The organism is Streptomyces sp. JH14 (assembly GCF_029428675.1).
GTDB lineage: Bacteria > Actinomycetota > Actinomycetes > Streptomycetales > Streptomycetaceae > Streptomyces.
In genome coordinates this window covers 2,577,618-2,596,823 of record NZ_JAJNEL010000001.1, presented here as the reverse complement: position 1 = coordinate 2,596,823, position 19,206 = coordinate 2,577,618, and the positions used below count along the sequence as shown (strand labels likewise).

Sequence of the window (19,206 nt, the reverse complement as noted above, 5' to 3'; positions counted from 1 at the left end):
TCGTCAATCGCCGGACGGGCTCGGGGCGACGGACCGGTGCGACCCGGCGGACGGGGTCGTGCGGGGCGGGGTGGGGATGCCCAGTTCCACTGCGGCACAGCGCCAGCGGAGGTCGGGGCCCTGTTCCAGGCGGAAGGCCATCGCTCGCACCTGCTCGCCAGCCGCGATGCTCGCGCAGGCCTCCACCACGCCCGGGGCCGGCTGCGCGCCGTGGCACTGGCGTACCACCGGTCGGGCGCCACGGGCCCTCAGGGGGGTGGCCGGGGCCAGTTCGGCGAGCTGGTCGTACGCCTCGCCGATCGTGTGGCCGAGCATCCAGTGCACCGGGCGCTGCCCGCTGAGGACCGCGAGGAGACGTTCCGCGAACCAGTGGTGGGGCCGCAGCATCCGCTGGGGTGTCCCGCGGCGCTGCGGTGGTGGTACGGCGTCCGGCCTGCGCTGGTCGTGGCGTCCTGCGGGCCGGGTCCTGTTCATGCTCATCGTTGATCGCCCCCGTGATCGAGCCCGGACGTATACCGGGCGGTAACTTCTGTTGGGGATCTTCTACGGCGGCGGTGGCCGTGCCTGCAAGCGCCGACAGGCCGCCGGACGTGGTGCGGGAAGTTCACCTATCCGGGTGACGGACCCGGTGCGGCACGGGCGCGGGGCAGGCGTGGGGAGGGTGAAGGACGGTTGCCGGGTGGACGGGCCGGGCGTCGTATCCGTAACCCCGAAGGGGGACGGCGCACGTATCCTGAGGGCGTCTCCGACTATGAAAGCGGCCAGCCATGCGCGTGTACGTCCCCCTGACCCTCTCCGGTCTCGCAGCGGCGCACCGTGCGGGCGAAGTCGGCCCCGGTCCGCTGACCGCGTACGCGGTGACGCCCGCGCTGCGTGAGTGGTACGTCTCCGACGACATCGAGGAGCTGGAGTACGCGGCGCTCAACCGGGCCGCGTCCGCCTCGCTGCGCCTGATCGCCGGGGACCCCGGGGTGGTGCGCAGGCGGGTCGTCGTGGCCGTCGACGTACCGGACGGGCAGGCGGTCGCCGACCCCGACCACAGCCTGGACCCCTCGTCGCTCGGCGAGGTGCGTATTGCTTCCGCGGTGCCGCTGGTGAAGGCGGCCGCGGTGCACGTCGATGCGGAGGACGCGGAGAAGGACGTGGCGGCGGCCGCGGCCGTGCTGGGGGCGGCGGACCTCGGGGACGACGACGCGCAGTTCACCGTGGACGGCGCCGAGGACCATGAGCTGCTCTGGTTCGGCGTGCAGGAGATCCCCAACCTGATCGGCTGACGAGCACAGACCCGGGCCGTGCGCCCGTTGTCCTGCCCGGCGGGTATTTTCTCTGCATGGGGACGAAGGGGAAGCACCGCATGCATCTGGTCTGGGACTGGAACGGCACACTGCTCGACGACAACGCCGCAGTCGTCGGCGCGACGAATGCAGCGTTCGCCGAGGTCGGCCTGGAGCCGATCACGATCGAGCAGTACCGCGAGATGTACTGCGTCCCGATCCCCCGCTTCTACGAGCGGCTGATGGGCCGGCTGCCCACCGACGCCGAGTGGGAGCGGATGGACGGGATCTTCCACCGGTACTACACCGAGCAGCGGGTCGCCTGTGGGCTCACCGAGGGGGCCGAGGAGCTGCTGGCGCAGTGGGGGCTGGCAGGCCGTAGCCAGTCACTGCTGAGCATGTACGTCCACGAGCAGCTGGTTCCGGTGGTGCGGGGGTACGGCATCGAGCAGCACTTCACCCGGGTCGACGGGCGCACCGGGCCGTCCGGCGGCAGCAAGGCGCAGCACATGGAGCGGCACCTCGCCGCGCTGGACGGGATAGCGCCGGAGCACACGGTGATCATCGGTGACGCGGTGGACGACGCGGTGGCGGCGGCGCATGTCGGTGCGGGAGCGGTGCTCTACACCGGCGGGTCGCACAGCCGGGTGAGCCTCGAGGCGGCCGGGGTGCCGGTGGTGGACAGTCTGGCCGAGGCCGTGGCGCTCGCCGCGCACATGGCCGCCTGAGGGTCTCGGAGGGGCGGGACAGGCCGCGGGGCTGCGCCGCCCTCAGCTCACCGGGGCCTCGGTGCGCAGGATCTTCAGGAATTCGCGCATCCAGGCCGAGTGGTCCGGCCATGCGCGGGACGAGACCAGGGTGCCGTCGACCACCGCTTCGTGGTCCTCGAAGGTGGCACCCGCGGCCTGCATGTCGAGTTCCAGCGCGGGGTAGGCCGTGACGCGGCGGCCGCCCAGTTCGCCGATCGCCGCCGTCAGCAGCGGGCCGTGGCAGATCTGGGCCACCGGCCTGTCCGTTTCGAAGAAGGCCTTGAGGAGCTTGCGGAGCTCGGCGTCGTTGCGCAGGTATTCGGGGGCCCGTCCGCCGGGGATGACCAGGGCGACGTAGTCGCCGGGGTCCACCTCGGAGAACGCCAGGTCGGCCGGCCAGGTGTAGCCGGGCTTCTCGGTGTACGTGTCGAAGCCGGGCTCGAAGTCGTGGACCACGAAGCGGAGCGTCTTGCGGGCGGGAGCCGCGATGTGGACGTCGTACCCCTCCTCGCGCAGCCGCTGGTACGGGTAGAGGACTTCCAGGGACTCGGCGGCGTCGCCGGTGACAATCAGGATTTTCGGTGCCATTGCTGCGGGGCTCCCCTCGCGCGGACGTCTCCGGTAAGCGTGCATCCGTCCGTTGCGCGCTGTCCAGAGTGTCAAAGTTCGGGGCCTTCTTTTGTACACATACGGCTCATGACGGTTCCGGGTGTCGGGGAGATAGCCTGGACCCCGTGATCAGCGCGATACGCCTCGGGGGCAGTGAAGCCCCCGGCCTGCGCCCGGACTGCCAACGCGCCCGGGCCATGACTGATCCCTCCGCCCCGGACCCGCTGCCAAAAATGGCCGATAAGGTCCCGGGCATCTCTCATAGCGGCATAGCGTCGTCCCAGACCGGAAACCCCGTGTCGTGGCGGTATGTCGCCTTTTTCACCTACGTCACGCAACGGCGCGCGACAGGAGCCAGAGGACATGCAGACCAAGCTGGACGAAGCCAAGGCCGAGCTGCTCGCACGGGCCGCCAAGGTAGCTGACAACAGCCCGGGCGGTGGTGTCGGCAGCCCGGGCGGTAGCACCCGGGTGCACGTTGCGGGCGCCGCGGCCGGCAGCACAGGAGCGGGCCAGGACGCGCTCCTCTCGTACCTCCAGCGCTACTACCTGCACACTGCTCCGGAGGACCTGGCCGGTCGCGACCCGGTCGACGTCTTCGGTGCCGCTTCCTCCCACTACCGCCTTGCGGAGAACCGGCCGCAGGGCACCGCGAACGTACGGGTGCACACGCCGACCGTCGAGGAGAACGGCTGGACGTCCAGTCACTCGGTCGTCGAGGTCGTCACGGACGACATGCCGTTCCTGGTCGACTCCGTCACCAATGAGCTGTCCCGGCAGGGGCGCGGCATCCATCTCGTGATCCACCCGCAGGTCGTCGTCCGCCGCGATGTCACCGGCAAGCTGATCGAGGTCCTCGCCGAGGGCAACGGCCTCTCGGTGGGCACGGTCCGCAAGGGTGCCGACGGGACCAAGGCCCCGCTGCCGCACGACGCGCTCATCGAGTCCTGGATCCACGTCGAGATCGACCGCGAGACCGACCGCGCCGACCTCAAGACGATCGCCGAGAACCTGCTCCGGGTGCTGTCCGACGTACGGGAGACCGTCGAGGACTGGGAGAAGATGCGCGAGGCCGCGCTGCGCATCGCCGACGACCTGCCCGGCGAGCCGCTCGACGCCCTCGCCGACGAGGAGGTGAACGAGGCGCGGGAGCTGCTGCGCTGGCTCGCCGCCGACCACTTCACCTTCCTCGGCTACCGCGAGTACGAGCTGAGGGAGACCGACGCGCTGGCCGCCGTCCCCGGCACCGGCCTCGGCATCCTGCGCTCCGACCCGCACCACAGCGAGGACGAGGCGCACCCGGTCAGCCCGTCCTTCGACCGGCTGCCGGCCGACGCCCGCGCCAAGGCCCGTGAGCGCAAGCTGCTCATCCTCACCAAGGCGAACAGCCGGTCGACCGTGCACCGCCCCAGCTACCTCGACTACGTCGGGGTGAAGAAGTTCGACGCCGAGGGCAACGTCATCGGTGAGCGCCGCTTCCTCGGACTGTTCTCGTCCGCCGCCTACACCGAGTCCGTGCGCCGGGTGCCCGTCATCCGCCGCAAGGTCGCAGAGGTGCTGGAGGGCGCGGGCTTCTCGCCCAACAGCCACGACGGCCGGGACCTGCTGCAGATCCTCGAGACGTACCCGCGCGACGAGCTCTTCCAGACGCCCGTCGACCAGCTGCGCTCCATCGTCACCTCGGTGCTCTACCTCCAGGAGCGGCGCCGGCTGCGGCTGTACCTGCGCCAGGATGAGTACGGGCGCTACTACTCCGCGATCGTCTACCTGCCGCGTGACCGCTACACCACCGGTGTCCGGCTCCGGCTGATCGACATCCTCAAGGAGGAGCTCGGCGGCACCAGCGTCGACTTCACCGCCTGGAACACCGAGTCGATCCTGTCCCGGCTGCACTTCGTCGTCCGCGTCGCGCCGGGCACCGAACTGCCCGACCTCACCGGCGCCGAGGTGGAGCGCATCGAGGCCCGTCTCGTCGAGGCCGCCCGCTCCTGGGCCGACGGCTTCCAGGAGGCGCTGAACGCCGAGTGCGGCGAGGAGCGAGCCGCGGAACTGCTGCGCCAGTACGGTCACTCGTTCCCCGAGGGTTACAAGGCCGACCACTCGCCGCGTTCCGCCGTCGCCGACCTGGTCCACCTCGAGGCGCTCAAGCGGAACGAGAAGGACTTCGCGCTCAGCCTGTACGAGCCGGTCGGTGCCGCCCCCGGCGAGCGACGCTTCAAGATCTACCGGACCGGCGAGCAGGTCTCCCTCTCCGCCGTCCTCCCGGCGCTCCAGCGGCTCGGTGTCGAGGTCGTGGACGAGCGCCCGTACGAGCTGCGCTGCGCGGACCGTACGCTGGCCTGGATCTACGACTTCGGTCTGCGGATGCCGCAGGTCAACGGCAGCGGCACCTACCTCGCCGACGACGCCCGGGACCGCTTCCAGGACGCGTTCGCCGCCGTGTGGACCGGTGAGGCCGAGAACGACGGCTTCAACTCCCTGGTGCTCGGCGCGGGCCTGAGCTGGCGGCAGGCGATGGTGCTGCGCGCGTACGCGAAGTACCTGCGGCAGGCCGGTTCGACCTTCAGCCAGGACTACATGGAGGACACCCTCCGTAACAACGTCCACACCACTCGGCTGCTGATCTCCCTCTTCGAGGCCAGGATGTCGCCGGGCCGGCAGAGCGCCGGCACCGAGCTGATCGACGGTCTCCTCGAAGAGCTGGACGGGGCGCTCGACCAGGTCGCCTCGCTCGACGAGGACCGGATCCTGCGGTCCTTCCTGACCGTCATCAAGGCAACCCTGCGTACGAACTTCTTCCAGCAGGCGGCGAGCGGGAAGCCGCATTCCTACGTCTCGATGAAGTTCGACCCCCAGGCCATCCCGGACCTTCCGGCGCCCCGCCCGGCGTTCGAGATCTGGGTGTACTCGCCGCGCGTCGAGGGTGTCCACCTGCGCTTCGGCAAGGTCGCCCGCGGTGGCCTGCGCTGGTCGGACCGGCGGGAGGACTTCCGTACGGAGATCCTCGGCCTGGTCAAGGCGCAGATGGTGAAGAACACCGTCATCGTGCCGGTCGGCGCCAAGGGCGGCTTCGTCGCCAAGCAGCTGCCGGACCCGGCCGTCGACCGTGATGCCTGGATGGCCGAGGGCATCGCCTCGTACCGGACGTTCATCTCGGCGCTGCTCGACATCACCGACAACCTGGTGGCCGGCGAGGTCGTGCCGCCCGTCGACGTCGTCCGCCACGACGAGGACGACACGTACCTCGTCGTCGCCGCCGACAAGGGCACCGCGAGTTTCTCCGACATCGCCAACGAGGTCGCTGTCGGATACGGCTTCTGGCTCGGCGACGCGTTCGCCTCCGGTGGCTCCGCCGGATACGACCACAAGGGCATGGGCATCACCGCCCGCGGTGCCTGGGAGTCCGTCGAGCGGCACTTCCGCGAGCTCGGCCACGACACCCAGACCGAGGACTTCACGGTCGTCGGCGTCGGCGACATGTCCGGCGACGTGTTCGGCAACGGCATGCTGCTCTCCGAGCACATCCAGCTCGTCGCCGCCTTCGACCACCGGCACATCTTCATCGACCCGACCCCGGACGCCGCCGCCTCGTACGCCGAGCGGCGCCGCCTCTTCGACCTGCCGCGCAGCTCCTGGGCCGACTACAACAAGGATCTGCTGTCCGCGGGCGGCGGCATCCACCCCCGTACCGCGAAGTCGATCCCGGTCAACGCGCACGTCCGCGAGGCGCTCGGCATCGAGTCGGGTGTCACCAAGATGACGCCCGCCGAGCTGATGAAGACCATCCTCAAGGCCCGCGTCGACCTGGTGTGGAACGGCGGCATCGGTACGTACATCAAGTCGTCGGCCGAGTCGAACGCGGACGTCGGCGACAAGGCCAATGACGCGATCCGCGTCAACGGGGAGGATCTGCGGGCCAAGGTCGTCGGCGAGGGCGGCAACCTCGGCGCGACCCAGCTCGGCCGGATCGAGTTCGCCCGGGGCGGCGGCCGGATCAACACCGACGCGATCGACAACAGCGCCGGCGTGGACACCTCCGACCACGAGGTGAACATCAAGATCCTGCTCAACGGTCTGGTCCGGGACGGTGACATGACCGTCAAGCAGCGCAACAAGCTGCTCGCGGACATGACCGACGAGATCGGGCGTCTGGTGCTGCGCAACAACTACGCGCAGAACACCGCGCTCGCCAACTCCGTCGCCCAGTCCTCCTCGCTGCTCCACGCCCAGCAGCGCTTCATGCGCCGCCTCGAGAGCGACGGGCACCTCAACCGCGCCCTGGAGTTCCTGCCGACCGACCGGCAGATCCGTGAGCTGCTGAACAGCGGCAAGGGGCTCACCCAGCCCGAGCTCGCTGTGCTGCTGGCCTACACGAAGATCACCACGTCCGACGAGCTGATCAAGACCAGCCTGCCGGACGACCCGTACCTGCAGAAGCTGCTGTACGCCTACTTCCCCGAGCAGCTGCGCGCGCAGTTCCCCGAGGCGGTCGACGGGCACGCGCTGCGTCGCGAGATCATCACGACGGTGCTTGTCAACGACACGGTGAACACGGGTGGTTCGACCTTCCTGCACCGGCTGCGGGAAGAGACCGGCGCGTCGATCGAGGAGATCGTGCGGGCCCAGGCCGCGGCCCGTGAGATCTTCGGCCTCGGCCAGGTGTGGGACGCCGTCGAGGCGCTCGACAACGAGGTCGCCGCCGATGTGCAGACCCGGATCCGGCTGCACTCGCGCCGGCTCGTCGAGCGCGGTTCGCGCTGGCTGCTCGGCAACCGGCCGCAGCCGCTGGAGATCGCCGGCACGATCGGCTTCTTCAAGGACGGCGTCGACCAGGTCTGGGCCGAGCTGCCCAAGATGCTGAAGGGCGCCGACCAGGAGTGGTACCAGTCGATCCTGGACGAGCTCAGCGAGGCCGGCGTTCCGGACGAGCTGGCGCAGCGCGTCGCCGGATTCTCGTCGGCCTTCCCGGCGCTCGACATCGTGGCGATCGCGGAGCGCATCGGCAAGGACCCGCTGGCCGTCGCCGAGATCTACTACGACGTCGCCGACCGGCTCGGTGTGACGCAGCTGATGGACCGGATCATCGAACTGCCGCGGAGCGACCGCTGGCAGTCGATGGCCCGCGCGTCCATCCGTGAGGACCTGTACGCCGCACATGCGGCGCTCACCGCGGACGTGCTGTCCGTGGGCAACGGGACCTCGACGCCGGAGGAGCGGTTTGCGGCGTGGGAGGAGAAGAACGCGGCGATCCTGACGCGGTCGCGCTCCACGCTGGAGGAGATTCGGGGGTCGGACGCGTTCGACCTGGCGAATCTGTCGGTGGCCATGCGGACGATGCGGACGCTGCTGCGTACGCACGCCTAAGGGCCGGTGGGGCGGGGCGGTTGCCGTGGAATTCGGCGGCCGCCCCGTTCTCGTTCTCGCCCTTGGCCTCGAGGGGACGGGCTCGACGAGGCCCCGGGGGCTGTCATCGAGCGCCGGACGGGCCCGGGTGCGGGCCGGGGTCCCGTCCCCCCTCCGGCAACACCGCTCGAAGGCCCGGTCACCAAGGTGACCGGGCCTTCGAGGGTTCGGAACTGCGCAGTCGAGCGGATCTCCTCGGCGCCGTCACGCGGGCAGCGGCATCCGCTCCTTCACCATTCCGTAGAGCACGACGGAGACGGCCATCACCCCGGCGGCAGTGAAGACGCCCGGTGCCCAGCTTCCCGTCGCGTCGCGCAGTACGCCGCTGACGACGGGGCTCGCCACCGCGCCGATCTCGGCGACCAGGTTGAACAGGCCGAACAGCGAGCCTCGGTGCTCGTCGGTGGCCAGGTCGCCGAGGATGCTGTGGACGATCGGCTGGAGGGCGTTGAAGAAGAGGCCCGAGCAGAACAGGATCAGGCCGAGCAGGAGCAGCGATGGCTTCCCGTCGAGCAGGCTGATGCCGAACGCGATCGCGAGGACCGTGTGCACGGCCGCGCAGGTGATGGCCAGCGGCTTGCGGCCCTTGCCCGCCCGCACCCTGCGGTCGGCGATCCAGCCGCCCACCGGGAAGCCGATGATGCCCGCGCCCGCGTTGAACGCCGCCGTCAGCGCGGCTGCCCCGAAGCTGCTGTGCGCGCTCTCCACGACGATCTGCACGGACCAGAAGGAGAAGAACCAGAGGTTCCACATCACCGCGATGAAGGCGATGTACACCAGCCAGACATTGCGGTTGAGGAGGTGGACCGAGCGCCCGGTGCGGACGATGCCCCGGATGACCACGGTGATCATGATGAGGAACAGCACTCCCGAACCGACGGCGGTGAGCCAGTCGGGCCAGCTGAACTCGTCCGCGAGCAGGAACAGGGCGACGATCGCGACAGCCGCGGGGACGGAGTAGCCGACGAGGCGCAGCGCAGGCGGACCGAGGCGCAGCGGACGGTCCCCGCGGGCGCGGAAGAAGCCCCATGTCGCCGCGGCGACGAGGAGCGAGACAGCCCCGAAAACGTACAGAGGCATGCTCCAGGCCCGGTCGCCCATGCCCCACGCAGCGCCCCAGTCGATGAGGTGGGGGGTGGCCACGATGCCGGCCGTCAGGCCGATGGAGAGGCCGGACAGGACCACACCGAGTCCTATGGTGCGGCGGGCCGGGGGCGTGTGCGCGATCACCAGAACGCGGTCGTTCGAGTAGAACACGCCCTCGCCGAGGCCGGTGAGCACACGGGCCACGACGAACCCGACCAGACCGCCGGTGAGCCCGGACACCAGGGTCAGCAGGCCTGCCCACAGCAGCGAGACGACGAGCATCTCGCGGTGGCCGTAGCGGTCGCCGAGGCGCCCGCCCGCGTACTGCGTGAGCATGTATCCGGTGAAGAACATGGAGCCGATGAGACCGCCGAGGGTGGCCGGGTTGGCGGCGTCCCCGATGAAACCCGTCTTGTTCTCGATCATCCAGGAGACGACCGGCCCGGTGACGGTGCGGTCGGCGTAGCTGATCAGCCAGCCCGCGAGCAGGAAGCCCCACAGGTGGGTGTGATGGCCGGAGAACAGCGCCCGGCCGGCGTGGCGGTCCTCGGCAGAAGTGGATGGGGCGGGTGCGGCGGAGTGTGTCATGCGTCCCCCTTGACGCCAGACGGATAGAAAGCGCTTGCCAAGATTGCAGGTGCTGCCGCACAGGTCAATGGTTGACTTTTGGGGGCCGGCGCCCATGGTTTCCGGGCTGTGATCACGAACCCGCCGGAGAGGGTCCACGCTCCGCCACCGCGCACCGGGGCGGCCCTCACGCGCCGGGTCCGGCGTCAGTACATGCGGGTCTCGCCCGCCGCGTCCGGTGGTGACGACCGGCGGCGTTGCCACTCCTGGGCCAGTTCCATGGGGAAGCGGCGTCCGCTGCGGGCCAGCACCACGGCTTCGGCCAGTTGCAGTTCGTCGCCGCCGCGGTACTGCCGTTCCTCGGCGCCCAGCTTGTGCCACGGGCCCGGGCCCGACCTGCCGGCCGTGGAGCGCCAGTGGGTTCCGTACGTGCTGCGGTCGCGGACGTGGACGATTCCGCCGGTCACCCGCAGTTCGACATGAGTGCGGCTGAGTCCGGCCGTCCGCTGTTCCGGTATGAGGCCGACCAGGGCGATGCCGCCGTCGCCCGGCTCCCGGCCCACCTTCACCGTCGAGCCGTCCTCCAGCGTGAACCTGGCCCGCAGCGCACCGTCGACCAGCAGCTTCAGCTGGACCGTCGCGGTGCGCGGGCCGTCGTCGATCAGCGGGCCGCCGTGGTTCTGGCAGCGGGGTACGCCCCCGACCACGCGCGGCAGCAGGGCGGCGGTGCCCCGGCGGGTGTCGTACAGAGTGCAACGCCGGTCCTCGCACCGCCAGTTGCGGCCGATCACTTCGATGAGAGGGGTGCCGCATCACGGAATCCGTTCTCGGCGCCGCGCCCCCGGACCCCGCCGGGACGGTGGCGGTGCTGGCCGCGACCCCCGCCCTGCTCCCGCTCCTCGCCACCCTCCCCGATCCGGCCCGGCGCCTCGCGCTCCTCGACCTGTACGCCGAAGAGCCGGCCGCCTCCCTCGATCCGCGCGCCCGTCGTGAGCTCCCGCAGATCCTGACCGCCCCCGACCCGGCCGAGGCCCTGCGCGTGTTCCTGCGGGACGGTCTCGGTGCGGTCGCCCAGCAGCTCGCCGACCGGCTCCGCCTCAGCCCCGAGCAGCGCCGCTCCCTCGCCGAACTGGCTCCGCTCGCCGAGGTGCTGCCCGCGCCCGCGCTGGAGGCGGTGCTCACCCTGGGGGTGCGGTTCGGCCCCCGGGTGGCCGTCACCGCCGCCGTCGTCGAGCAGAAGCTGCCGGGCACCGCCGACGCGGTCACCACCTGGGGTCCGCGCTGGCTGCCGCTGCTCGCGGGACAGGCGGGGGCGCGGGTGCTGCGGCTGCTGGTGGAGCAGCGGGAGCCGCACGGCGGGCAGAGCGGGCGGCTCACGCCGTGGCTGCTGGCGGCGGGGGAGGACGGGCTCGCGCTCGTGGAGCGGTTCGGTCCGGACGCGCTCACCCTGGTCCTCGCCACAGACGCCCCGCCGGCCGACGCCCGGCTGCTCGGTGAACTGCTGATGCTGCCGGGTCCGTCCGACGTGCTGCACCGCCTGATCACCGGCTACGGGCTGCCGCCCGCCCACTGGGCACGGGCGGCGGCCCTGCTGGCGCGCGGCGAACCGGAGGGGCGGGCGCTGCTGCGGCTGTGGGGGCGAACCCGGGTGAGGTGAGCGCGTCACCGGCCGCTGCCCGCCGGCGCGACCGTGGCCTGCGCCGCCCGCCGGCCTACTTCCTGGTCCTGGTGAACCTCTCGTACGCGGCGACGACGTCCTCCGCCGGACCGTCCATCCGCAGCGTCCCCGCCTCCAGCCAGATCGCCCGGTCGCACGTCTCGGTGATCGACTTGTTGTGGTGGCTGACCAGGAACACCGTGCCCGCCTCCTTGCGCAGCTCGATGATCCGCTCCTTGCTGCGCCGCTGGAACTTCGCGTCGCCCGTGGACAGCGCCTCGTCGATCAGCAGCACGTCGTGGCTCTTGGCGGCGGCGATGGAGAAACGCAGCCGGGCCCCCATGCCGGAGGAGTACGTCCGCATCGGGAGCGTGATGAAGTCGCCCTTCTCGTCGATGCCCGAGAAGTCGACGATCCCCTGGTAGCGCTCGCGGATCTCCTCGCGCGTCATGCCCATCGCGAGCCCGCCGAGGATGACGTTCCGCTCGCCGGTCAGGTCGCTCATCAGTGCCGCGTTCACCCCGAGCAGTGACGGCTGGCCCTGGGTGTGCACCCGGCCCTTCGACGCCGGGAGCAGCCCGGCGATCGCTTTCAGCAGCGTCGACTTCCCCGAGCCGTTGGAGCCGATCAGGCCGATCGCCTCGCCCTTGTACGCGGCGAAGCTGACGCCCTTCACGGCGTGCACCTCGCGCACTCCGGGGGCCTGCCGCCGGGACGCGATCCTGCTGAGCGCCGAGGTGGCGCTGCCCTTTCCGGTACGGGCACCGTTGACCCGGTACGTGATGTGGACGTCGTCCACGACGACGGTCGGCACCTGCTCGCTGTGGTCAGCCACGTCCGTACCGCTCCTCCGCCTGCCAGAAGTACACGAAGCCGCCCACCCCGCACACGAGCGCCCAGACCGTGGCGATGGCCCACACATGCGGGGGCAGCTGGGCCCTGCTGAAGCTGTCGATGAGGGCGAACCGCATCAGGTCGATGAAGACGGCGGCCGGATTGCACTCCAGAGCCAGCTTCACGAGGTGCGGAACCCTGTCGCCCGTGAGCAGCGCGTCCATGCTCCACATGACGCCCGAGGCGTACATCCAGGTCCGCAGGACGAACGGTGTCAGCTGCGCGATGTCCGGGGTCCGGGCGGCCAGCCGGGCCACCACCATCGAGACGCCCGTGTTGAACACGGCCTGCAGGAACAGCGCCGGAACCGCCAGCAGCCAGGACGGCCGGGGGAACTGCCCGAACCCGAGCAGGATCAGCACCAGCGCACCCAGGGAGAAGAGCAGCTGCTGGAGCTGCTGCAGAGCCAGCGCGATGGGCAGCGAGGCGCGCGGGAAGTGCAGGGCCCGCACGAGGCCGAGGTTGCCGCTGATCGCGCGGGTGCCCGCAGTGATCGAGTTGCTGGTGAAGGTCCAGATGAAGACGCCCGTCACGAGGAACGGCACGAAGTCCTCGACGTTCTTCTTCGTGTTCATCAGGACGCCGAAGATGAAGAAGTAGACCGTCGCGTTGAGCAGCGGGGTCATGATCTGCCAGATCTGGCCGAGCTTCGCCTGGCTGTACTGGGCGGTGAGTTTGGCGGTGGCGAACGCCGTGATGAAGTGCCGGCGGCCCCACAGCTGCCGGACGTACGCCCCCAGCGTCGGCCTGGCCCCGCTCACGGTCAGCCCGTGCCGGGCCGCGAGCGCGGCGAGCTCGCCCGGTCCGTGGAGCGGGAGGAGGAGGGCGGGGGCGGGGGCGGGGGCTGGACCGGTCGCCGCGGGCGTTGTCGGCGGGGCTGTTGTCTGGCTCACCACGATCGCTTTCGACGGGAGGACAGGAACCATCGCGGACGCCGGAACGGAACCGTATCGTCGCAACGTCGAGAGTAGGACGTGACCACGTCGCAACGCAACCGTTTCGTCGTTACGCCTATGATTGACGCCATGACCACCGACCCGGGAACCCGCCGCCGCGTCCCCGCCGGAGCCGCCGTGCTGCGCGAGGACGTCACCGATGCCATCCGCAGCGCCGTCTTCGAGGAACTGGCGGCGGTCGGCTTCGCCCGGATGTCGATCGAGGGCATCGCCCGGCGCGCCGGCGTCGGCAAGACCGCCGTCTACCGCCGCTGGAAGTCCAAGCTGGCCCTCGTCCTCGACCTGGTCTCCGCCGTGGCCGTCCAGGGCATGCCGGCTCCGGCCACCGGCTCGCTGTACGGGGACGTCCGCGCCGTGCTCCAGCTGGCCGCCTACGCGCTGCGTCACCCCGTCGCCTCGCAGGTCATCCCGGACCTGATGGTCGAGGCGGCCCGGAACCCGGAGATCGCCGACGCGATCAAGGCCGCGCTGCTGGACCCGCAGCAGGGCATCGCCGCGGTGGTCGTGCGGGACGCCGTCGCCCGCGGTGAGCTGCCCGAGAACAGCGACCCGGACCGCGCCCTGGACCTGATCGTCGGCCCGCTGTACTGGCGGCTCGCGGTCGTCCGGGGCGAACTGCCCAAGGGCTATCTGGACGACCTGGCCGCATCGGCGGTCGCCGCGCTCACGAAGAGCTGACCCCCGCGCCCTCGCCGCTCCGGTCCACGCTCCGGCGCGGCGGACCCGGTTCCGGGCGCTCCGATGCGTGTTCCGCGAGCGGTTTCCGCCCCACGGCGACGAGTGTGCCGCCGAGCGCCTGATGCAACGTTTGTTCTTGTGCGGACCCTGGTGTCACCCGTTCGAGGAGCTGATCGGTGACCCTCGGCCGTTCACACGGTTGAGCCATACGGATAACCAGGCCCCCGTATGAACGGACGTGCTCAACATGCCGCCACGGCTCAGTGTCGTCGTCCCCGTCTACAACGTAGAGCTCTATCTGACGGACTGCCTGAGGTCCCTCGCCGAGCAGACCATGGCCGACCTGGAGGTGGTGATGGTCGACGACGGGTCCACCGACGACAGTGCCGCCCTGGCCGCCGCATTCGCCGAACAGGACAGCCGCTTCCGGCTGGTGAGCCAGAAGAACGGGGGACTCGGGCACGCCCGCAACACCGGTGTCCGCAACTGCGACCCGGACAGCCGCTACGTCGCTTTCGTGGACAGCGACGACATCGTCCCGCCCCGCGCGTACGAGCGACTCGTCGGCGCACTCGAGGAGACGGGCTCGGACATGGCGTCCGGCAATGTGCTCCGGCTGCGGTCCTCCGGCAAGCTCCAGCAGTCGCCCAACTTCAGCAAGCCCATGGCGACCACCCGGCTGCGCACCCACATCTCCCGTGACTGGGACCTCGCCGCCGACCGGATCGCCTGCAACAAGATCTTCCGCCGGGCGTTCTGGGACGAGCACGCCTTCGCCTTCCCGGTCGGCGCCCTCTACGAGGACATCCCCGTCGTCCTCCCCGCCCACTTCCTGGCCCGCTCCGTCGACGTCGTCAAGGACCCCGTCTACCACTGGCGCGACCGCGACGGCTCGATCACCACCCGGCGCGCCGTGGTCCGCGGCATCCAGGACCGGGCCTCGCACGTCCTGGGCGTGTCCACCTTCCTCGACGAGCACCGCAGCGCCGACGACAAACGCCGCTACGAGGCGCACGTACTCGCCAACGACCTCTGGTACTTCATGGAGGCGCTGCCCGACGGCGACGACGAGTACCGCCGCGCCTTCCTCACGTACGCCAACGAGTTCACCGACCAGGTCGACCCGGCCGTCCTCGACGGGCTGCCGCTGCGGCTGCGGGTGATGTGGCATCTCGTACGCGAACGGCGCACCGACGAACTGCTGGCGCTGCTCGCCCACGACAAGGCCGAGCCCGGCGCCTTCGGTGTCCAGGGCGTGCGCCGCCGCAGCGCCTCGTACCCGGCCCTCACCCGGCCGGTGCCCCGTTCGGTGCTGCGGATCGACGACCGGGACCTGCCGCTCACCGCCCGGCTGCACGAGGCGCACTGGCAAGGCGGCAAGCTGCACCTCAAGGGGTACGCGTACATCCGCAACCTGCCCGCCGCCTCGCGCCGCAGCGAGTTCCGGGCCGGCTGGCTGCGGGCCGGCCGGCGGCATGTGGTGCCGCTGCGGCTGCGCAGGGTCGACGAACCGGAGGCCACCGCCCGGTCCCGGCAGAGTCTGCACGACTACGACCGGTCCGGCTTCGAGACGGTCATCGACCCGGCCCGGCTGCGGATCTCCGCCGACGGCGCCACCGAACGGCTCACCTGGCGCGTCGAAGTCGGTATCGCCGGACACGGGATGCTGCGCCGCTCCGACGTCTCCGCCGACGCGTCCGCGGCGCCGCCGCCCGTGCACCGGCCGGACGGCGACCACCGGATCGTGCCCGCCTTCGAGGGCGGCAGGCTGGTGCTGCACGCCGAGCGGATCGACGCCCGGTTCGAAACGCACCGGGCGGGCGACGCGGACGACGGGACCGGCAGCGTGGTGATCGGCGGAATGATCCGCGACCGCCTCGGCAAGGGACCCCTGCGGATCCGCCTCACCCACCGGTCCTCGGACACCGCCTTCGACTGTCCTGCCACCGTCCACGAGGGTGCCGTGCCGTCGGCGGCGGGCTGGCGGCGCTTCACCGCGGAGATCCCGCTCGGCGCGATCGCCGACGCGCGGCCGGCGACGGGGGCGGGCGCCGCCGTGTACAGCCTGCACCTGGTCGGACCGGACGGCCGCAGGACACCGATCGACGTGCCGGGGCCCGTTCTGCCGGGCCGCTACCCGGTCGGTGCGGTCGTCGACGCCGACAGCGACGAGGACGGTGCCGGCGAGCGGCGCGAGCTCGCGCTCACCACAAGCTCCCGAGGCAATCTGCTGATCAGCGAACGGACCGTGCAGCCCGACTGCGGGCTCGCGCGATGGACGGAGGACGGGCTGCTGCTCCTGGAGGGCACCTTCCCGGACGACCCCCGCCACCCCCTCGAACTGGTGGCCCGGCACAGCGGCCATCAGGAGGAGGCCGTGTTCCCGGTGGTCTTCACCGGCCCGGCGGACGCGCGGCGGTTCCGGGCCGGGCTGCGGCCGGACGCCGTCGAGGCGCCCGGTGGTCCACTGCCGCTCGGCGAGGGTCACTGGTACCTCTTCCTCCGTACGAAGGGCGCCACCGACGAGACCGGTGAGATGCCGCTGCGCATCGCGGCCGCCGCCCACCGCACCCTCCCCGCCGCCCGCACGCTCGGGGGCCGCAGCTACGTCATCGAACGGCGCTACCACGACCAACTGCTCGTCACCTGCGCATCGGTGCTGACCGCGGCGGAACGCGGCGCCCGCGGCAAGCGCCTCCTGCGCGAGGCGTACGCCGGCCTGCGCACCGCGCCCCTGCGCGACACCGTTCTGTACAGCAGCTTCGACGGCCGCCAGTACTCCGACTCGCCGCGCGCGATCTACGAGGAACTGACCACGCGCTCCACCGTGTTCGAGCATCTGTGGGTCGTGCGCGACCAGCAGGCCCGTATCCCCGCAGGCGCCTCCGTGGTCGTGCACGGCTCCGAAGCCTGGCACGAGGCGCTGGCCCGCAGCCGCCACATCGTCACCAACACCCAGCTGCCCGAGTGGTTCGAGCGGCGCGAAGGCCAGACCGTCGTCCAGACCTGGCACGGCACCCCGCTCAAGCGCATCGGCCTCGACCTCGCGGGCACCGCCCAGGCCAACGCCGGCTACATCGCCGGCATCGAACAGCGCGCACGCCAGTGGAGCGTCCTGGTCTCCCCGAACAGCTTCTCCACCCCCGTTCTGCGGCGCTCCTTCGGCTACCGGGGAGAGACGATCGAGTGCGGCTACCCCCGCAACGACCTCTTCCACGCCTCGGACCGCACCAAGGTCGCCGCGGCGGTACGGGAGCGGCTCGGGATCCCCGCAGGCAAGCGCGTGGTGCTCTACGCCCCGACGTGGCGTGAGGACAGGCCGCAGGGCGGCGGCAGGTACGCCCTCGATCTCCAGCTCGATCTGGCCGCGGCCGAACGCGAACTCGGGGCCGGCACGGTGCTGCTGGTGCGCCGCCACTATCTGGTCAGCGACCGGCTCCCGGACACCGGCAGCGGCTTCGTACGGGACATGTCGCGCTACGGGGACGTCGGCGAGCTGATGCTGATCAGCGACGCACTGGTCACCGACTACTCCTCGTTGATGTTCGATTTCGCCCAGACCGGCCGGCCGATGCTCTTCCACACCTACGACCTCGCCCACTACCGCGACACCCTGCGCGGCTTCTGCTTCGACTTCGAGACGCGTGCCCCCGGCCCCCTGATCCCCGACTCGGCCGGTCTCATCGAGGCACTGCGCGATCCGGTGGCGGCCACGGCGGGACACGCGCAGGCCTATGAGGCATTTCGGCGGGACTTCTGCGATCTCGACGACGGGCATGCGGCGCAACGGGTGGCCGACCGGATGCTGCAGCCCGCGGACCGGTAGACGACCCGGGCCGCACCGGCGTGTTCCCCGGTTCCGGTTCCCTCGCCCGCGCGGGAACCGGAACCGGACTCCCGGATGAAGCGGTGGTGAACGGGAACGGGTGAGCGGGCGCCGACGTATGCATGAACCGTTCGAGTGATTCGTGTCAGCCTGCCGACATGCAGATGCACAGGGAACCGATTCACCCGTTTGCTTAAGTATGTTGATCGGTGCGCTGAATCACTGCTGTGGGTTGCTACGTTCGTTTTCATGGGTATCCGAATGTGGTGCGACGCCTTGAACGTACGTCGCGCACGAGCCGTCGTGCTCGTCGCCGCGGCCGTCGGGCTGCTCGTCAGAATGCTGATCGCGGCAAATACGCGGGGCCCCGCCGACGTCCTTTTTTTCCAAGGGTTCGCAAAGGCTCTCACCGTCTACGGCCCCATTCGGATCTACGAGCAGCCGCTTCCGGGTCTGCCCGTGTACAACCATCCGCCGCTGGCCGGGTGGATGCTCCTCGGGCTGAATGGCCTATCCGAACTAGGAATGTCATTCAGTACGTTGATCCGATCACCTGCCTCGATCGCCGACTTCTTCTGCGCGCTCGTCGTGTTCGAAATCGTCCGGCGGCGCGGCACTCTGCGTACCGCGGTCGCCTGTGGGATCGGGGTGGCCTTCAGCCCCGTGCTGATCGCCACGTCGGGTTACCACGGCAACACCGACTCGGTCGCGATCACCTTCGCTCTCGCCGCCGCGTATCTGCTCGTCGACCGGAAGGCGCCGCTGGCCGCCGGGGCCGCCGCCGCGCTGTCGATCAGCATCAAGTTCGTCCCCGTCGTGGCGGTCCCGGTGCTGTTCGCCGTCGCGCTGCGCGGCGGCCGGCCGGTGTTCGTCCGCTTCACCGCCGGGTTCACCGCCCTGACCGCGCTCGTCTGGGGGCCCGCCCTGGTGACCGTGCCGGAGAACCTCAAGGAGAACGTCCTGGAGTACGCGGGTGGCGGCTACCGCCTCTGGGGCCTCGTCCGGTTCGCCGATGCGCTCGGCCTGCCGGAGCCGTTCATCGCCTTTCTCCGCGGCGAGGGCCACTACCTCGCGGTGCTGATCTGCGTGGCCGTCGGCGTCTGGCTGGCGCTGGTCCGGCCCGCGCAGCTGCCCGGCGCGGTCGCCGTGACGCTGGGCCTGCTGCTGCTCCTGTCCACCGCGTCCGGCCTGCAGTACCTGACCTGGGCGGCGGCCGCCATGTTCGTCATCGGGTTCTGGGAGGGGCTCGCCTACAGCTGCGTGCTCGGCTGCACGGCCGTCCTCGGCTACCAGGGACGCTCCCCGGTGCGCTGGAGCGAGACGGTGCTGCAACTGGGCGCCGCCGGCTGGTTCGTCCTCGCTGTCGGCCTGGTCTCGGGCATCCGCAAGATCCTCGCCACCCCGCCTGCCGGACCCCCGTCGTCACCCGCGGAACAGGCATCGGCCACGGCGACCCGTGGCTCGCAACCGTCCGGTTCCGCCCTCAACTGACCACACCCGAGCACGA

The 19,206-nt window shown here is 70.8% G+C and carries 13 protein-coding genes; 7 read left to right on the top strand and 6 right to left on the bottom strand.

The window, feature by feature from the left end; genetic code table 11:
- Positions 1–3: 3 nt before the first annotated feature.
- Complete coding sequence (locus LRD69_RS11605; RefSeq protein WP_277326497.1) at positions 4–480, bottom strand: Rv3235 family protein; 477 nt, start codon at positions 478–480, stop codon at positions 4–6.
- A gap of 287 nt (positions 481–767) precedes the next feature.
- Between LRD69_RS11605 and LRD69_RS11600 the strand changes: the two genes are divergently transcribed.
- Together LRD69_RS11600 and LRD69_RS11595 are read left to right on the top strand one after the other, a co-directional pair.
- Positions 768–1,274: a hypothetical protein gene (locus LRD69_RS11600; protein WP_277326496.1), complete on the top strand. Its 507-nt coding sequence runs from the start codon at positions 768–770 to the stop codon at positions 1,272–1,274.
- Between the two features lie 56 nt (positions 1,275–1,330).
- Positions 1,331–2,002, top strand: coding sequence for an HAD family hydrolase (locus tag LRD69_RS11595; RefSeq protein ID WP_277326495.1), 672 nt, complete (start codon positions 1,331–1,333; stop codon positions 2,000–2,002).
- A 42-nt stretch (positions 2,003–2,044) separates the two neighbouring features.
- On the opposite strand, the gene LRD69_RS11590 is transcribed toward LRD69_RS11595, so the two are convergent.
- Positions 2,045–2,611, bottom strand: coding sequence for a DJ-1/PfpI family protein (locus LRD69_RS11590; protein WP_277326494.1), 567 nt, complete (start codon positions 2,609–2,611; stop codon positions 2,045–2,047).
- 384 nt (positions 2,612–2,995) lie between these two features.
- Between LRD69_RS11590 and LRD69_RS11585 the strand changes: the two genes are divergently transcribed.
- The gene (locus tag LRD69_RS11585; RefSeq protein ID WP_277326493.1) at positions 2,996–7,996 is read left to right on the top strand and encodes an NAD-glutamate dehydrogenase; all 5,001 of its coding nucleotides are present in this window, start codon (positions 2,996–2,998) and stop codon (positions 7,994–7,996) included.
- A gap of 243 nt (positions 7,997–8,239) precedes the next feature.
- Here the strand turns inward: LRD69_RS11585 and LRD69_RS11580 are convergent, their stop codons facing one another.
- Positions 8,240–9,709, bottom strand: coding sequence for an MFS transporter (locus LRD69_RS11580; protein ID WP_277326492.1), 1,470 nt, complete (start codon positions 9,707–9,709; stop codon positions 8,240–8,242).
- A 185-nt stretch (positions 9,710–9,894) separates the two neighbouring features.
- Positions 9,895–10,479, bottom strand: coding sequence for a hypothetical protein (locus tag LRD69_RS11575; RefSeq protein ID WP_277326491.1), 585 nt, complete (start codon positions 10,477–10,479; stop codon positions 9,895–9,897).
- Between the two features lie 74 nt (positions 10,480–10,553).
- Between LRD69_RS11575 and LRD69_RS11570 the strand changes: the two genes are divergently transcribed.
- Positions 10,554–11,345, top strand: coding sequence for a hypothetical protein (locus tag LRD69_RS11570; protein ID WP_277326490.1), 792 nt, complete (start codon positions 10,554–10,556; stop codon positions 11,343–11,345).
- A 55-nt stretch (positions 11,346–11,400) separates the two neighbouring features.
- Here the strand turns inward: LRD69_RS11570 and LRD69_RS11565 are convergent, their stop codons facing one another.
- Together LRD69_RS11565 and LRD69_RS11560 are read right to left on the bottom strand one after the other, a co-directional pair.
- Positions 11,401–12,180, bottom strand: a complete 780-nt coding sequence (locus tag LRD69_RS11565) for an ABC transporter ATP-binding protein (protein ID WP_277326489.1) — start codon at positions 12,178–12,180, stop codon at positions 11,401–11,403.
- Complete coding sequence (locus tag LRD69_RS11560) at positions 12,173–13,135, bottom strand: ABC transporter permease (RefSeq protein ID WP_277326488.1); 963 nt, start codon at positions 13,133–13,135, stop codon at positions 12,173–12,175. Before LRD69_RS11560 ends, LRD69_RS11565 begins: the two co-directional genes overlap by 8 nt.
- Before the next feature lie 117 nt (positions 13,136–13,252).
- On the opposite strand from LRD69_RS11560, the gene LRD69_RS11555 reads away from it, so the two are divergent.
- The 3 genes from LRD69_RS11555 (at position 13,253) to LRD69_RS11545 (ending at position 19,190) form a co-directional block, all read left to right on the top strand.
- Positions 13,253–13,873: a TetR/AcrR family transcriptional regulator gene (locus tag LRD69_RS11555; RefSeq protein WP_277326487.1), complete on the top strand. Its 621-nt coding sequence runs from the start codon at positions 13,253–13,255 to the stop codon at positions 13,871–13,873.
- 247 nt (positions 13,874–14,120) lie between these two features.
- Positions 14,121–17,699, top strand: a complete 3,579-nt coding sequence (locus LRD69_RS11550) for a bifunctional glycosyltransferase/CDP-glycerol:glycerophosphate glycerophosphotransferase (protein ID WP_277326486.1) — start codon at positions 14,121–14,123, stop codon at positions 17,697–17,699.
- 540 nt (positions 17,700–18,239) lie between these two features.
- The gene (locus LRD69_RS11545; protein ID WP_277326485.1) at positions 18,240–19,190 is read left to right on the top strand and encodes a hypothetical protein; all 951 of its coding nucleotides are present in this window, start codon (positions 18,240–18,242) and stop codon (positions 19,188–19,190) included.
- The last annotated feature ends 16 nt before the right edge of the window (positions 19,191–19,206 follow it).

Bases quoted from the DNA above. Each gene is read 5' to 3' on its own strand.
- LRD69_RS11605 (WP_277326497.1), bottom strand. From the start codon at position 480: ATGAGCATGAACAGGACCCGGCCCGCAGGACGCCACGACCAGCGCAGG.
- LRD69_RS11600 (WP_277326496.1), top strand. From the start codon at position 768: ATGCGCGTGTACGTCCCCCTGACCCTCTCCGGTCTCGCAGCGGCGCAC.
- LRD69_RS11595 (WP_277326495.1), top strand. From the start codon at position 1,331: ATGGGGACGAAGGGGAAGCACCGCATGCATCTGGTCTGGGACTGGAAC.
- LRD69_RS11590 (WP_277326494.1), bottom strand. From the start codon at position 2,611: ATGGCACCGAAAATCCTGATTGTCACCGGCGACGCCGCCGAGTCCCTG.
- LRD69_RS11585 (WP_277326493.1), top strand. From the start codon at position 2,996: ATGCAGACCAAGCTGGACGAAGCCAAGGCCGAGCTGCTCGCACGGGCC.
- LRD69_RS11580 (WP_277326492.1), bottom strand. From the start codon at position 9,709: ATGACACACTCCGCCGCACCCGCCCCATCCACTTCTGCCGAGGACCGC.
- LRD69_RS11555 (WP_277326487.1), top strand. From the start codon at position 13,253: ATGATTGACGCCATGACCACCGACCCGGGAACCCGCCGCCGCGTCCCC.
- LRD69_RS11550 (WP_277326486.1), top strand. From the start codon at position 14,121: ATGCCGCCACGGCTCAGTGTCGTCGTCCCCGTCTACAACGTAGAGCTC.